The sequence below is a fragment of the Streptomyces sp. TP-A0356 genome (assembly GCF_001417775.1).
Classification (GTDB): Bacteria; Actinomycetota; Actinomycetes; order Streptomycetales; family Streptomycetaceae; genus Streptomyces.
Genome location: NZ_BBZJ01000014.1, coordinates 268,826 through 284,253, shown reverse-complemented (window position 1 = coordinate 284,253; position 15,428 = coordinate 268,826). Strand labels below are relative to the sequence as shown.

The window sequence follows — 15,428 nt, the reverse complement described above, 5'->3', positions numbered from 1 at the left end:
ACGACGGCCGTGGGCGCCCGCGTTCGGCGGGCGCCCGGTGCCGTTACGCCTGGGCCGGAGGCTCGGTGACGCGCGGGTCGCGTGACGCGGCGGGCGCGGGCGCCGGACGGGCGTCGGGCGAAGGGGCCCCGGTCGGCGCCGGCGCGGTCTCCTGACCGGCGCCGAGGTTACGGGCCGCGCGGTCGAAGTACCGCAGGAGTTCCACCGGGAACGGCATCACCAGCGTCGAGTTCTTCTCGGCGGCGACCTCCACGACCGTCTGGAGCAGACGCAGCTGCATCGCCTCGGGCGTGTCCGACATGATGCGGGACGCGTTCGCGAGCTGCTGGGCCGCCTGGAACTCACCGTCCGCCGTGATGACCCGTGCCCGTCGTTCCCGTTCCGCCTCGGCCTGCCGGGACATGGACCGCTTCAGGGACTCCGGCAGCTGGACGTCCTTGATCTCGACCCGGTCGATGTGCACGCCCCAGCCGGCGGCCGGGCTGTCGATCATCACGGCGAGCCCCTCGTGCAGCCGCTCACGGTCGGACAGCAGATCGTCGAGGTCGCTCTTGCCGATGATGGACCGCAGCGAGGACTGGGCGACCTGCCCGACGGCGAACACGTAGTCCTGGACCTCGATCGCGGCCCGTACCGGATCCGTGACCCGGAAGTATACGACGGCGTCGACCTTGACCGAGACGTTGTCCTTGGTGATGCCCTCCTGGGTCGGGATCGGCAGGGTCACCACCTGCACGTTCACCTTGCGCATCCGGTCGGCGTACGGGATCAGGAACGTGATGCCCGGCTGCCGGTGCTGCGGCAGCGCCTTCCCCCAGCGGAACACGACGCCGCGCTCCACCTGGTTGACGACCCGCATCCCGCTGCGCAGTACGAGCAGGGCCAGCACGGCCAGCAGTACGACCACGACGAAGGTGCCTACCATGGCACTTCACTTCCCTCACAGGGTGTCGATTGGGACACCCAAGGGGACACCCGGGAACCGATCTTCGGATGCGGCGCGGGCGTCATGACTTCGTCAAGATTCTGCCGCGCCTCCGGGCGCCGGCTTCCCGTCCACGACGAGACGCTCACGATCGGCCTGCCGAGCGCCCCCGGTCGACGCTCGGGCCGGGCCCCTGCGCCGCGTCGCCGGCTCCCTCACCTGCGGTTCTGCCCGTGTTCCCGCACCCCATCGACGCGTTTGATGCAGGCATCGATTCCGTTCCCCAGTGGATTGTGGACGCGGCACATCCACGGCTCGTAACTTCAATGTCGTCAGCCGCACGGAACATCGGACGGGAGTGATGGACGAGATAACTCCGGTGCGCACCGCACGATTCGTCGTTACCAGCGTTTCGTCGGACGCCCATATGTGGAACCTCGTGTTTCTGCAATTGCTGCTGGAAGAACGAGGGGGGACTGTCATCAACCTCGGGGCCTGTGTCCCGGACGACGTGATCATGGAGGAGTGCCGAAGAAGCCGCCCGGACGCCCTGGTGGTCAGCACCGTCAACGGTCACGGGCACCTGGACGGACTCCGGCTGATCCAGAAGATCAGAGCGGACCCCGAACTCGCCGGGATGCGCGTGGTCATCGGCGGAAAGCTCGGAATCAAGGGAAGCGAGAACGTCAGGTTCGGCGCCGAACTCGTCGCGGCCGGATTCGATTCCGCCTTCGAGGCCGACGCGGGCCTCTCGGAATTCGACGCGTTCCTCAGCTCCATGGAAGTGGAATCGGGCGCGGGCCGCCGGCTCGCCCTCTCGGGAAAGGAGGTGTGAAGTGAGCAGCGAATCGATCGTGGGCTATGCGGAGGAAGCGCGCACGTCTTCCGCACCGCCCGTCGGCCGGTTCTCCCGGTTCGTCAGGCGCAGCCATGAGCAGGGACGGCTGGTGATCCAGCCGCGTATGGGATTCGCCGACTCGGCGACCATGCGGCGGGGCCTCGAGGCCGTGCGCGCGGTGCGCGGCGCGTCCGTCGGGACGGTCACCGTGGACAGCTACACCCGGGTGAACGACCACGCGTCGGCCCGCAGAGCCCTCGACCGGGGCGACGACCTGAACGGCTACCCGGTCGTGGCCCACGGCACGGACGAGACCCGCCGACTTCTCGCCGGTGTGGCGGACGACGACTTCCCGGTGCAGTTCCGCCACGGTTCCGCGCTGCCGCAGGAGCTGTTCCGGGCCCTCGCCGCGGTCGGCGCGGACGCCACCGAGGGAGGCCCGGTCTCGTACTGTCTGCCCTACAGCCGCGTACCGCTGCCGCAGGCGACCGCGGCGTGGGCCGAGTGCTGCCGCATCCTGGCCGACCGGCCGGAGGTCATGCACCTGGAGAGCTTCGGCGGCTGCATGCTCGGGCAGCTGTGCCCGCCGAGCCTGCTGGTCGCGCTCAGCGTCCTGGAGGGGATGTTCTTCCGGGAGCACGGCCTGCGGAGCATCTCGGTCAGCTACGCCCAGCAGACCCACCCGGAGCAGGACCTCGAAGCGCTCATGGCGCTGCGCCGCCTGGCCGGGGAGTGGCTGGGGGACGTCGACTGGCATGTGGTCCTCTACACGTACATGGGGGTCTTCCCCAGGACCTCGGTCGGGGCGTTCCGCATGCTGGAGGACAGCGCCCGTCTCGCGGTGCGCAGCGGCACGGAACGGCTCATCGTGAAGACCGCGGTGGAAGCCCACCGCATCCCCACGATCGACGAGAACATCGACGCCCTGGAGTTCGCCGCCGCCGTCGCCGAGGACGAGCGGGGCCACGGCGAGGACGCCGGACCGGTGCCGGGGACCGGTATCTACGAGGAAGCGCTCATGCTGATCGCCTCGACGCTGCGGTTCGGCGACGACGTCGGCACGGCCCTCGTCAACGCCTTCGCCCAGGGCCATCTGGACGTGCCGTACTGCCTGCACGGGGACAACGCCAACCGGTCGCGGGCGACCATCGGACCCGGCGGAACACTGCGCTGGTCCCATGCGGGCGCGATGCCCGTGTCCACAGGCTCGGACGGCGCCGTGCAGCCGGTGTCGGCACGCTCGCTCATCGACATGCTCGGCTACAACGAACGCCGCTTCGACCGTGAGCAGTTGGTCGGGTCGGCCGTGAGGGGGATGCTGTGACCGGATCTGCGACGGCGACCGTGTCTTCGGAGCGGACGTCAACGCTGGAGGCGGTGCGCGCCCGCGGCACCGTGCGGGCCGTGGTCAGCCAGGGGATCCGCGGGCTGTCCCTGCGGGACGCGGACGGCGTGTGGCGGGGGCTCGACACCGATGTCGCCCGTGCCGTCGCGGCCGCGGTGACCGGTGACGCCGAAGCGGTGTCCTGGCTGCCCACCGATCCCGCCGAGCGGCTCACCCGCCTGGTGTCGGGCGAAGCGGACGTGGCCACCTGCAACCTGTCGTGGACCCTGGGGCGCGAGGCCACCGAGCCGGTGCTGTTCGCCGGTGTCACCTGTTACGACGGAGAGGGCTTCCTGGTCCGGACCGCCGACGGGATCTCCTCGCCGGAGCAGCTGGCCGGCCGGCGGGTCGCCGTCCAGGCGGGCACCACCACCGTCGGCAACCTCGACGCCTGGTTCGGGCCGCGCGGTCTGCGGGTGGAGCCGGTCGCGTACGCGACCCCCGCCGAGACCCTGGCGGCCTACGCCGACGGCACGTGCGCGGCGTACGTCCTCGACCGTATGGCCCTGGCGGGGATCCGCGCCTCGCTGCCCGACCCCGCGGAGCACACCCTGTTGGAGACCACCATCTCCAGGGAGCCGATGGCCCTGGCGGTGACCGACGCCGATCCCGCCTGGTTCCGCGTGTGCCGGTGGGTGCTGCACTTCCTCCTGGTCGCCGAACACGTCGCCGCCTCGGCCCCGCCCGGCGAGGCGGACCGGGCCGCGCGGGAGGCCGCCGCCCAGGCGGGCAAGCACGGGCCGGCGCTCGGCCTGGACACCGACTGGGCGAACCGCGTCCTCGACGCCGTGGGCACCTACGGCGACCTCTACGACCGCAACCTCGGCCCCGCCTCCGGCCTGGGTGTGCCCCGCGGCCTGAACGCGCTGTGGACCGACGGCGGTCTGCACTACGCCTTCCCCCTCGGCTGACAAGCCCGGACCTGAGACGGCCCGCATCTGAGACGGCCCGGACCTGAGAAGGCCCGCATCTGAGACGGCCCGGACCTGAGAAGGCCGGGACCCGAACCCGACCCGAACCCGACCCGACCCGAACCCGACCCGACCCGACCCCGACCGGACCCGCCAAGCCCTGGACCGGACCGGGCCAGGGGACACCCTCACCCGCAGAGCAGGAGTATGACATGAGCACCTCAAGTACGGCGGACGCGGCGGCGCGGCAGGAGACGCGCGGCCCGATCGAACTCACGGCGGCCATGCTGCTGTCCGGCACGATCGGCGTCTTCGTCGTCGAGTCGGGCGCCTCACCGTTCAACGTGGTCTTCTACCGGTGTGTCTTCGGCACTCTGTTCCTCGGCCTGTACTGCTTGCTCCGAGGCTTCTTCAAGAACCACGGGTTCACCCCGAAGAAGCTGGGCCTGGCCGCCCTGGGCGGAGTGTTCATCGTCTTCAACTGGGCGTTCCTCTTCGAGTCCTACAGCAAGACGTCCATCTCCGTGGCCACCGTCGTCTACCACACCCAGCCCTTCTTCGTGGTGCTCCTGGGAGCCCTCCTGTTCAAGGACCGCATCACCGCACAGAAGGCGGGCTGGCTGCTCGTCGCCTTCCTCGGACTCATCCTCGTCGCCGGCGTCTCCGCCTCCGACCTCTCCGGCGGCAGCAGCTACCTGGTCGGCCTCGGCTACGCCCTGATCGCGGCCCTCTTCTACGGCCTGTCCACGATCATCACCAAGCGCGTCACCGGCGTGAAGCCCCATCTGATCGCCCTGGTCCAGGTCCTGCTGGGCATCCCGCTCCTGCTGCCCTTCACCCAGCTCGGACAGAGCACCCACCTGGGCTCCGGCTGGGCCTGGTTGGTCGGCCTCGGCTTCATCCACACCGGCGTCATGTACGTCCTGATGTACTCCGCGTACCAGAAGCTGCCCACCTCGAAGATCGCCGTCCTGGCCTTCGTCTACCCGGCCGCCGCGATGGTCTGCGACTGGGCCGTGTACGGCCACCACGTCACCTGGACCCAGGCCCTCGGTGTCCCGCTCATCGTGGCCGCCTCCCTGGGCACCAACCTCGGCTGGCGCCCGCGCCTGACCCCGACCTCACGCAGCGTCGCGGCCCCCGCGGAACCGCAGCAGGCCGGCGTATCCGGCAACAGCACCACGGCCTGACGGGCACCCGAAAGCCCCCACAGCTCAGCGAGTTCCCGAACGGCACCACGCACGGACAGCCAACCCAGCGGCATCACGTACCGCGTCCCGAGAGGAACCCCTCACATGCCCTACGTCACCGACCCCACCGCACCCCGTATCGCCGTCGTCGGCGCCACCGGAGTCGTCGGCACCACCCTCCTCCAGCTGATCCAGGACCGCGGATTCCGCTACCGCGATCTGCACCTGGTGGCCTCCGCCCGCTCGGCCGGGCGCGAGATCACCGTGGAGGGGCGCACCTACCGGGTGCACAACCTGGACGGCTTCGACTTCTCCTCCGTGGACGTCGCCTTCTTCTCCGCCGGCGGCAGCGTCAGCACCACCTGGGTCCCGAAGGCGGTCGCCCAGGGAGCACTGGTCATCGACAACACCAGCGCCTTCCGGATGGACCCCGACACGCCTCTGGTCGTCCCCCAGGTCAACTCCCACGAACTCGACGCCCGTCCGGTCAGCGGCATCATCGCCAACCCGAACTGCTCCACCATCCCCCTCGTCCGCCTGCTCAAGCCGGTCGAGGAGCGCTGGGGCATCCGCCAGGCCGTCGTCAGCACCTACCAGGCGGCGTCCGGTGCGGGGTACTCCGGCATCGACGAACTGCGCGCGGCCGCCCGCTCCGTACTGGAGGACCCCGAAAGCCCCGGCGTGTCCGAGACGTTCAGTCCGTCCCTCGGCTTCGACGTCATTCCCCGCATCGACCGGCTCCTCGACGACGGCTTCACCTTCGAGGAACAGAAGATGCTCCAGGAGTCCCGCAAGATACTCGGGTTGCCGCACCTGGACGTCACCACCACCTGCGTCCGTGTCCCCGTCGTCAACAGCCACTCCGAGGCCGCCTGGGTCGAGTGCCACAACCCGGTCGATCGGGCCGAACTGGTCGAGTTGCTGGCCGGGCAGACCGAGGTGACCGTCCACGATCGCGAGACCGTGGGAGCCTTCCCCACCCCCCGGACCGCCGGGGACCCCAACCAGGTGCACGTGGGCCGGGTCCGCGTGGCCGGCCACAACCCGCGCGGCTTCTGGATGTGGATCGTCGCCGACAACGTCCGTATCGGCGCCGCCCTCAACGCCCTGCAGATCGCCGAAGTCCTCACCGAGCGAGGTGTCCTGTGACCACCCCAGCCGTCCTGAAGTTCGGAGGGTCCACCTTCCCCACCCTCCAGGCCTACGCCGACCTCGCCGGGGCCCTGCGCCGCCGGATCGAGGACGAGGGCCGCCCGCTCGCCGTCGTCGTCAGCGCGATGCCGGGCGAGACCGAGAAGCTGCGCGCCCTGCTCCACGAGGTCGCCCCGGAGCCGGCCGACGCCACCGTCGCGGGCCTGCTCACCCTCGCCGACACCACCAGCGCCCACCTCCTGGCGGCCGCCCTGCACCGCACCGGAGTCACGGCCACCGTCCTCGCCGGACACCAGCAGGGACTGGTCACCGACAGCACGTTCATGTGGGCCAAGGTCGGGCACCTGGACGCGGAACCGCTCCGGCGGGCCTTCGAGGAGCACCAGGTGATCCTCATCCCCGGCGGGCAGGCCGCCGACAAGGACGGCCGCCCGACCTGGCTCGGCAAGAACAGCTCGGACCTGTCGGCGGTGCTCGTCGCCGCCGCCCTGGGAGCCGACCGCTGCGAGATCCACTCGGACGTCGACGGCATCTACAGCGCGGACCCCAACGCCGTCACCGGAGCCCGCCTCCTGCCCGACGTCACCTATGACACGGCCTCCCTGATGTCGCTGTACGGGGCCAAGGTGCTCCACCGGCGATCCGTACGGACCGCCCGGCAGCACGGGATCACCCTGGTCTGTCGCCACAACCGGGAGCCGTTCCGCACCGGCACGGTGATCAGCTCGGTCGGCGCGCCGGCTGCGAGCGTCGTCCTCAACACCAAGTCCCAGGCCCTCGCCTACGACACCGCAGCGCAGGCCGACCACGCGCACAGCGTCTTCCACGCCGAGGGCATCGACACCGTACGGCTGGAGGGCGAACCGCACCTCGCCGTCGTCGGCGGCTACCTGGACATCGAACTCTTCCACCGCACCCAGGACCTGCCCCAGCCGAGGGTGCTGGGCATCCCGGTCACCGAGATCACCGGGGCCCGCGCCACCACCCACATCGCCGCCGACCCCGAACAGGCCCGGCAGCTCGCGCAGAAGCTGCACGACGCACTGCCCGCTCCCGCCGCCCTCCGCGCCCTCTAGACCACCACCACGAAGGAGTCACGACCATGACCGCGACCACCGTCGAGACCGCCGCCCGCACCGTCCAGACCCTCGGCACGACCGAACTCCCCGACAGCGTGCGCGACTCGATCGGCGCGCAGCTGGCCGCCGAGCCCGATCCGACCCTGAACATCGACCGCGCGATGGCCCGCTACCACCAGATCTTCGCCGGCCTGCCGCTCGACCTGCTGCAGCAGATCCTCGACTTCGGCCGCCACACCGACACCCCGGGCGTCGGCTACGTGCGCAATCTGCCCGTCGACGAGCGACTGCCCGCCACACCGTCGAACGGCGGCCCGGCGCCGGACAAGCCGACGTTCGTCGCCGAGGGCGTCCTGCTGGGCCTGTCGGGCCTGCTGGGTGAGCCGGTCGGCTTCCGGACCGAGAAGAACGGGCAGCTGATCCACGATGTCATCCCCGTCCCCGGCGGGGCGATGACCCAGACCAACCAGGGCTCCACGGTCTTCCTGAACTTCCACAACGACATCGTTCACGACGCCATCGGCCGCTACGACGTCAGCAACCCCGACTTCCTCGTCCTCAGCTGCCTGCGCGCCGACCACGAGGGCATGGCCGCCACCCACTACGCCGACGCCCGCGACATCATCTCCGTCCTCGACCCCCGCACGCTGGAACTGCTGCGCAGCCCGCTCTTCCGCCTCAACGCCCCCGGCAGCTACATCCGGGACGTGGCCGGCGGCGGCGAGGTGCTCTCCGACCCGGTGGCGATGATCAACGGCCCCGAGGGCTCCCCGGAGATCGCCTGCTCCGCCAACGGCGTACGGGCCATGACGACGGCCGCGCAGGCCGCCCTGGACCGGCTCCAGGCCGCCTGCCGGGAGGTCGCCCACCAGGTGTTCCTCCGCCCCGGCGAGGCCCTCCTGATCAACAACCGCAAGGGACTCCACGCCCGCACCCCGTTCACCGCGCGCTACGACGGCGCCGACCGCTGGCTCCAGCGGACCTACGTACGCCGCAGCCAGTGGACCATCCGCTACCGGCAGACCGCCGAGGACCGCCGCGTCCACTACTGAGCCCGCCACTGGGGGTGGAGCGCCCGGACAACCGGCCGGGCGCTCCACCCCCCGTCTTGTGCACCACGGACCCACGACAGCCCAGACACGACAGACCCACAGGCACGACAGACCCGCAGGCACGACAGGGACGACAGACCCACAGGCACGACACGCACGACAGACCCGCAGGCACGACACGCACGACAGACCCGCAGGCACGACACGCACGACAGACCCGCAGGCACGACACGCACGACAGACCCGCAGGCACGACAGACCCGCAGGCACGACAGACCCACAGGCACGACAGACCCACCTCACACCCCCGACAGCGCAGACGCGGACAGCGCGAAAGGACCGTCGATGGACGTCATGACCGCCGTACTGACCCGCCGCAGCGAACACCGGCTGGTCGAACCGGCCCCGAGCGACGAGGAGTTCACCTATCTGCTGAGGGCCGCCGCCACGGCACCCGACCACGGCCACCTCCGCCCCTGGCGGTGGATCCTGGTGCGCGGCGAGGGCCGTGACGCTCTCGGCCGCTGCTTCGCCGACGAGGATCCGGGCTCCGCGTCGCGCCGCGACGCCACCGAGGCCAAGCCCCGGCGGGCGCCGCTGCTGGCCACGCTGGTGTTCAGCCCGGCCCCGGGCCACCGGGTCCCCGAGTGGGAGCAACTGGCCGCCACCAGCGCCATGACCGGCCACCTGATGCTCCTGCTGCACTCGCGGGGGTTCGGCGGCATCTGGCGCACCGGGAGATTCACCGAGTCGGACGGCGTGCGGCGGTTACTCGGTGTGCGAGGGCACGAACGCCTGTTGGGGTGGCTGTACATCGGTACGCCGGAGCCGGGGCGGCCGCTGCGCAGGCGGGTACCGGACGACGTCACCGACCGGGTCTCGGTGTTCGCCCCCGAGCTGGTGCCCGCGTGACGCAGCCGCCCCGCCACCTGACGGGCATTCAGGAGGATTCGGCGAGCGGGGTCTCCTCGCGCAGGAGTCGAATCGTCTGGTCGATGAACAGTTTCAGCTCACGGGTCAGCCGTTTGCCGCTGCGCCAGGCCAACTGCGTGTACACGGAAAACGGGGCCTCCCAGGGCAGCGGGATCATCTCGCCCTTGTCCAGTTCCGTCGAGACGGTGACCTCGGGGAGAAGGGAGATGCCGAGCCCGGACATGACCCCCCGCTTGATGGCCTCTATCGTTCCGAATTCCAGGAAGGAAACGGTCTCCACTCCACCCCGCAGTTCCTCTTCGAAGAGGTCGCGATATGAACATCCGGCCTCGGTGGCCAGAATGGATGCCGTCCGCAGATCGTCGAGCGACAGTTCGTCCCGCTGGGCGAGCGGGTGGCCGGGGGCCCCGACCAGGACCAGGGGCTCCTCCGCCAGCACGGCGATCTCCAGCCCCTGCTGCCGGGTCTCCGCCTCCATGAGGAAGCCGATGTCGAACGTGCCCTGCCGCAGCGCGTGGCAGGTCTCGGCGCACAGGCTGGGCCGCAGCGACAGCTGCACCTTGGGATGGCGGTGGTGGAAGAGCTCGAGGAGCGGGGGTAACCGGTAGGAGGTGATGCTCTCCATGGTGCCTATGACCAGCGTTCCCGAGGGCCCGTCACCGCCGGCGACGTCCGCCCGGGCCTCCTCGGTCAGGGTCAGGATCTGCTCGGCGTACGTGAGCAGCTTCTCGCCCGCCGCCGTGAGGCGAATCCTTCCGCCCAGCCGGTCGAAGAGTTCCACCCCCAGAGAAGTCTCCAGCGCACGTACCTGTGTGGTCACGCTCGATTGAGCATAACTGAGCTCCTCTGCCGCACGAGTAAAACTCATCAGAGCCGCCACTCTCTGAAAAGTGACCAGATGGCGAATTTCCATCGTTCCCCCCAGCGGTGAGACGCTTTTTTACAACGATCATGCCTCCTCTAGAGGCAGATGTGCAGCGGGTACAAGGGTGACAAAAACACCCGTACGGCAAGTAGGGTGCGTGATCTCTATCACTCCCGCAATTCGCAGCCCAGCGTCTTGCAAGAATTCCGTCAAGAGCGGCGGTGGCGGCGGCCGCACACGCCGCAGATGGTGATAAGGGTGTCGGGCGATCCCGAGACCCCCACCGAGCCCGCCCCCGGTCTCGCGCTGGGAACGCCTGGTGGTGGAAGCGCTGGCAGTCAGCGGCGAGGTCTGGACACGACCTCGGCAGGTCACGCCGTGCGCTGCTTCGCCAGGCGCTGACGGCGCGCCTCGTAGAGAACGACGGAGGCGGCGTTCGACGCGTTCAGGGAGCTGGCCGAGCCCGTCATCGGAATGCTGATCACGTGGTCGCAGACCTCACGCCAGGCCGCGCTGAGGCCCGCGGACTCATTGCCGATGAGCAGCAGGACCGGCTGGGTCAGGTCGAATTCCGAGACGTCGGCCTCACCGTGCTCGTCCGTGCCGACGACGGCCACCGGCCGCCCATGAGCGCGCTCCCTCTCCAGCCACTCCATGACCTCGTGGTGCGACTGGCTGCGCACCACGGGCACGGCGAAGAAGGATCCCGTGGAGGCACGTACCGACTTGGGGTCGTAAGGGTCCGCAGCATGCCCGGTCACGATGAGCCCGTCGGCACCGAACGCGTCGGCCGACCGCACGATGCTTCCGATGTTGCCGGGCTGCGTCGGCCGGTCGAAGACCAGCCCGAGAAAGGCGTCGTGAACCTTGATCCGGGAGAGGCTGTCCGGCGCCATCCCGATCACCGCCAGCACTTCCACAGCCCCGTCGGCCTTCTCGCTGAGCTCCGCGAGCAACTGCGGCGTCACCGCGACGCGCTCGGCACCAGCGTTGCGCAGCAGATCCTCGGCCCATCGGGAGAGGGGGCGGCTGGTGTCGTAGAGGAGCGAATGAATGGTCCAGCCGTGCTCCAGGGCCATCGTGATCGGCCGGACACCCTGGACCAGGAACTCCTTGGCGCGCCGTCGCTTCGTGCGGTTGTTGAGCAGCGTCTGCAGCTGCTGGAAACGGGCATTGCGGGTCGAGATCCGCTGTAACGCCACCCGTCCTCCAAGCCGAAAGATGATCGTTGCGAACCCGATCGTCCCAGGCGAGACATGGCGCCGGGGTGCCCAGCAGGTTACACGGACCGCGTCGTGGCTGTACGTCTCCGATGGGTGCGGCGGTCCCCGAGATCTGCCGGGCACATCAGACGGTCGCCCGGGTTTGGTGGCGGTTGGTTGTGGCCGCGGTTGCTGTACTTCCCTGCTGTACAGCAACCGCACTGCCCACCACCTCAGGGACGAGGTCCCGGTGAGTCCGGCGCGGGTGGCGCGGCCGGCGCCGACCGGGTTCCGAAGGGGAGTCCGGCGATCCGGGTCCGGGACGAGCCGGGCCCCTGATTCGTGACGAGGAGTTCGCGGGCCCGTTCCCGCAGCGAGCAAACCCGCCTGGTCACCGGTCCGGTCGACACTCGCGCTGGTGCTGCAGTTCGTCGGGCGTTGCCGTCGGCAACTGCGAGTATCCCCGTTCTGTCATGCAATGGTCCTCGGGCAGGACGGAGGAGTTGCCCGGGAGGGCCCTGTTCGGGTTGTTCCAACGGTGGCCGCGGGACTCGGTCGGCGTTGGTCTGGCGACAGCGTTCTGCCCATCCTTCCCGTTCATCCCATCCTTGCCGTTCTTGCCTTCCTTTCCTTCCTTCCCTTCTTTCCCCTCCCTTCCGTGAGTCCCCTCTCTCCCGTCCTTCCCTTCCTTCCCATCCTTCCCGTCTTTGCCTTTCAGGCCGGCAGGGCCGGGCGGGCCAGCGGGGCCGGGTGGACCGGAGGGGCCAGAGGGTCCGGTCTGGACGTGGTGTCCCTGCAGATCGATGTGCTGTGTCTGCAGATCGTCGATCTGCATTTGCTGGGCGACGAGCGCGGCCGACTGTGCGACGAGCGCGGCGATCAGTGCTCCGCGGAGCACGAGGTGGGGCTGCAGTCTTCGTAGTGATTCGGTTACGTCTCTCACATGATCCCTCACGGTGTGTAACGGCCACAGTGTAAGTGACGAGCGGTTGGAAGAGGCGGACCTCCCCATCGCGCGTCTGTCCCGGGGCGACCTCGAAGGCCCGACTTCCCGGCTTCCGTCACGCGCCGAAGGCGACGCCGGCCGAACATGTTCATCCTGCTCCTGGCCCAGGAAGGTGGGCCGTGCCGACCTCGACGCCTGCCCGGCACACATCGGCGAGGCGTACGTCGAGGACAACGGCAAGCTCCACCTCGACACCACGGATGGAGCACGGACCCCTTCGTCGGTGGAACTTCGTGGAAGCCCCCGCGCACGTCGTTGCAACCAACCGGCACCGGTCCTTGTGCCGAGAGGGCAGCCACTGGGGGCGCCATACGAACGGCGTATCCCAGGTAGCACTCTCCGGCTCGGCGCTCAAAAGTAGGCGCCATTGGAGGCCCAAGAAATATGCGTACCGGTAAGGGACGGGACGGTACCGATGGTGATCAGTCGTCGTCAGTTCTCTGCTCTGGGCGCGGGAGTCGCAGCAGCCACGCTCTCCGGGGCCCCGACGGCCCGGGCGGCAACCCGTAGCCGCAAGCCCGCAGTACGCAATGTCGTACTCGTACACGGTGCCTACGCGGATGGCTCTTCCTGGGCGAAGGTCATCCCGCTGCTGCAAGCGGCCGGATTGAACGTCACCGCGGTGCAGAACCCTCTTACTTCTCTCGCCGACGATGTCGCCGCCACGAACTTCGTACTAGCCCGGCAGCACGGGCCCACTCTCCTGGTCGCACACTCCTATGGCGGCACCGTCATCTCCCAGACCGGGCTCGCACCGAACGTCACTGGACTCGTCTACGTCGCCGCCCGCGCCCCAGAAGCCGGCGAGGACTTCGCCGCGCTCTCGGCGAAGTTCCCAACCCCTCCGGTCAGCTCAGGAATCATCACCTCGGACGGTTTCAGGTTTCTGAGCCAGCCGGCGTTCCTCCAGGACTTCGCGAACGGCGTGCCCAGGAAGGAGGCCCTCGTGCTCTACGCGGCCCAAGTGCCGCTGTCGACCGCTCCGCCCACCACGAGCGTCGCCGCCTGGCATCAGAAGCCGTCTTGGTACGCGGTCTCGAAGAACGACCGCACCATCAATCCCGAGCTTGAGCGCTTCATGGCCCAGCGCATGAAGGCCACGACCATCGAGGTCGACGCAGGTCACCTCTCGCTCGTGACGCACCCGGAAGCGATCGCCAGGCTCATTCTGCAAGCCGCGGGCAAGAGCTGACACGCAGTCCTAACGGGTGCAGACGAGAACGTCGGGCTGACTCAGAAGCCGGGATACCGATCAGCCATCCGGCTGACGCATGGGAATGGCAAGAAGAAGCCGCGTCCTGGCCGCTCGTTCACGCCTGAGTTCCCGCACCGCGCCGGGAGAACCGCCGGCTGCGGGAGGACGTGGAGACCCTCAAGCGGGCCACGGCTCTCTCAACGCACCGTTCTGGTCGCCGAGGCACCGCGGGCTGCGTGCCGAAGCCGCCGCCCGGCCGCTGCGGTGATCTTCCAATCGGATTGTCCGCGGACGCCGATACACCAGCCGCGAATTCGCCGTCCCTGCCTGCGAGTTCGGCCATCCGGTTGTCGCTCGGTCGGACCGGCCAGTGCTGGGACACGGCGCTCGCCTTGATCTCCCGCCTCAACGCGCCGCGTCCCCGGGCATCACCAAGGTAGCCGAGTCACCGGCTGACGCGGCTGGGGCCGGCTGGATAGTCGGGCAGGGCCACGGTGCTGCTGACTTTCTCCCCCAGCCTGAGCATTCCGTTCAGGAACAGAAGACGGGACAACACAGTGTTGCGGAACCGTATGCCGGCTGCGGTGCCGGGCGCGAGGAACTTCCCGGTGCGGTCGCCGCCGGCCTGGCAGCCCCTGGCGTACTTGCGGAGCCTGCTCTCGTACCGGGTGAAGGCCACCCGGTGGTCGCCCTGGGCTCGCGCGAGTTCGCCGGCCAGTACGTAGGCGGCAACGACGGCGGTTCCCGTGCCCATCCCGCCGATGGTCGCCCCGCAGGCGGCGTCGCCGACGAGGCACACTCGCCCAGTGGACCAGGTATCCACGTCCGCCCGGCTGATCGAGTCGAAGTACAGGTCGGGGGCCTGGTGCAGCGTGCCGAGCAGGCGGGGCACCTCCCAGCCGAGGCCGGAGAACGCGTGGTCGATCAGACGCTTCTGCTGTTCGGGGTCGCGGCGGTCATACGACAGCTCAGGTGCGGCGAAGACGAAGAACGCCCCTGCCTGGGCCGGGTTCCGGTGGTCGGCACCGACGGAGGCGAACCGACCCGGGACGTTGTAGCCGATCGAGCCCTTTCCCAGGCCCAGGTCGTTGGGCAGCTGCCAGGTGGCGGCGTAGTAGCCGAGGTGGCTCACATAGTTCTCCTCCGGGCCGAAGGCGAGGCGTCGGACGTTGGAGTGCAACCCGTCCGCGCCGATGACCAGGTCGAAGTCGCGCGAGGCTCCGCGTTGGAAGCCGACCCGCACGCCGGAGGAGGTCTCGGCGAGGCTGGTGATCGAGTCGCCGAAGATGTACTCGGTGTAGGGGAGGCTGTGTTCGTACAGCACTCGGGCCAGGTCTCCGCGGAGTACCTCTATCTCGCCGCCGGTGAACTCGGCCGGCAGATGCAGCAGCGTCCGGCCGAGTTCGTCGACGAATCGCACCGGGCTGCCGCCGGTCTGGATACGGCGTAGTTCGGGGATCAGGCCCATGCGCTCCAGCACGGTCAGATGTGTTTCACCACGGAAGTCGACGGCTTGGCCGCCCTGGCGCAGGGACGGGGCCAGTTCGACGACGGTGGGCCTGAAGCCGTGGCGTCCCAGCCAGTGAGCCAGCGCCGGGCCGGCGATACTCGCACCGGATATGAGGACGTTCCTGTTCACGGGTTCTCCCCTCCAAAAACTGTGTCCTACGGACACTGATAATTACTGTGTACCGTA

14 protein-coding genes are annotated in these 15,428 nt (G+C 69.3%); 9 read left to right on the top strand and 5 right to left on the bottom strand.

The features are described 5' to 3' along the window. Window positions 1-43: 43 nt before the first annotated feature. Window positions 44-925 (bottom strand): slipin family protein, encoded by an 882-nt coding sequence (locus ASC56_RS07290; RefSeq protein ID WP_055490395.1) that lies wholly within the window; start codon window positions 923-925, stop codon window positions 44-46. A 361-nt stretch (window positions 926-1,286) separates the two neighbouring features. Between ASC56_RS07290 and ASC56_RS07285 the strand changes: the two genes are divergently transcribed. The 8 genes from ASC56_RS07285 to ASC56_RS07250 all read left to right on the top strand — a co-directional run bounded on the left by ASC56_RS07285 (window position 1,287) and on the right by ASC56_RS07250 (window position 9,443). Further along, on the top strand, window positions 1,287-1,760 hold the full coding sequence (locus tag ASC56_RS07285) for a cobalamin B12-binding domain-containing protein (RefSeq protein ID WP_055490394.1): 474 nt from the start codon (window positions 1,287-1,289) through the stop codon (window positions 1,758-1,760). Between the two features lies 1 nt (window position 1,761). After that, a complete protein-coding gene (locus tag ASC56_RS07280) occupies window positions 1,762-3,087 on the top strand; it encodes a methylaspartate mutase (RefSeq protein ID WP_079102348.1) in 1,326 nt (441 codons plus the stop codon). Further along, window positions 3,084-4,058, top strand: a complete 975-nt coding sequence (locus tag ASC56_RS07275) for a transporter substrate-binding domain-containing protein (protein ID WP_055490393.1) — start codon at window positions 3,084-3,086, stop codon at window positions 4,056-4,058. Before ASC56_RS07280 ends, ASC56_RS07275 begins: the two co-directional genes overlap by 4 nt. A 212-nt stretch (window positions 4,059-4,270) precedes the next feature. After that, complete coding sequence (locus ASC56_RS07270) at window positions 4,271-5,248, top strand: DMT family transporter (protein ID WP_055490392.1); 978 nt, start codon at window positions 4,271-4,273, stop codon at window positions 5,246-5,248. 105 nt (window positions 5,249-5,353) lie between these two features. Continuing rightward, complete coding sequence (locus ASC56_RS07265; RefSeq protein ID WP_055490391.1) at window positions 5,354-6,397, top strand: aspartate-semialdehyde dehydrogenase; 1,044 nt, start codon at window positions 5,354-5,356, stop codon at window positions 6,395-6,397. Further along, window positions 6,394-7,476 (top strand): aspartate kinase, encoded by a 1,083-nt coding sequence (locus ASC56_RS07260; RefSeq protein WP_055490390.1) that lies wholly within the window; start codon window positions 6,394-6,396, stop codon window positions 7,474-7,476. The genes ASC56_RS07265 and ASC56_RS07260 overlap by 4 nt, the downstream gene beginning before the upstream one ends. Window positions 7,477-7,502: 26 nt before the next feature. Next, a complete protein-coding gene (locus ASC56_RS07255; RefSeq protein WP_055490389.1) occupies window positions 7,503-8,531 on the top strand; it encodes a TauD/TfdA family dioxygenase in 1,029 nt (342 codons plus the stop codon). A 345-nt stretch (window positions 8,532-8,876) separates the two neighbouring features. Then, window positions 8,877-9,443 (top strand): nitroreductase, encoded by a 567-nt coding sequence (locus ASC56_RS07250; protein ID WP_055490388.1) that lies wholly within the window; start codon window positions 8,877-8,879, stop codon window positions 9,441-9,443. A gap of 28 nt (window positions 9,444-9,471) precedes the next feature. Here the strand turns inward: ASC56_RS07250 and ASC56_RS07245 are convergent, their stop codons facing one another. The 3 genes from ASC56_RS07245 to ASC56_RS37675 form a co-directional block, all read right to left on the bottom strand. After that, complete coding sequence (locus tag ASC56_RS07245; RefSeq protein ID WP_055490387.1) at window positions 9,472-10,377, bottom strand: LysR family transcriptional regulator; 906 nt, start codon at window positions 10,375-10,377, stop codon at window positions 9,472-9,474. A gap of 323 nt (window positions 10,378-10,700) precedes the next feature. Then, window positions 10,701-11,531, bottom strand: coding sequence for an RNA methyltransferase (locus tag ASC56_RS07240; RefSeq protein WP_055490386.1), 831 nt, complete (start codon window positions 11,529-11,531; stop codon window positions 10,701-10,703). Between the two features lie 391 nt (window positions 11,532-11,922). Further along, the gene (locus ASC56_RS37675; protein ID WP_159039611.1) at window positions 11,923-12,474 is read right to left on the bottom strand and encodes a hypothetical protein; all 552 of its coding nucleotides are present in this window, start codon (window positions 12,472-12,474) and stop codon (window positions 11,923-11,925) included. A 478-nt stretch (window positions 12,475-12,952) separates the two neighbouring features. On the opposite strand from ASC56_RS37675, the gene ASC56_RS07230 reads away from it, so the two are divergent. Further along, window positions 12,953-13,729 (top strand): alpha/beta fold hydrolase, encoded by a 777-nt coding sequence (locus ASC56_RS07230; RefSeq protein ID WP_055490384.1) that lies wholly within the window; start codon window positions 12,953-12,955, stop codon window positions 13,727-13,729. Window positions 13,730-14,177: 448 nt separating this feature from the next. Here ASC56_RS07230 and ASC56_RS07225 read toward each other — a convergent pair whose 3' ends face one another. Further along, on the bottom strand, window positions 14,178-15,371 hold the full coding sequence (locus ASC56_RS07225) for an FAD-dependent monooxygenase (RefSeq protein ID WP_055490383.1): 1,194 nt from the start codon (window positions 15,369-15,371) through the stop codon (window positions 14,178-14,180). Between the last annotated feature and the right edge of the window lie 57 nt (window positions 15,372-15,428).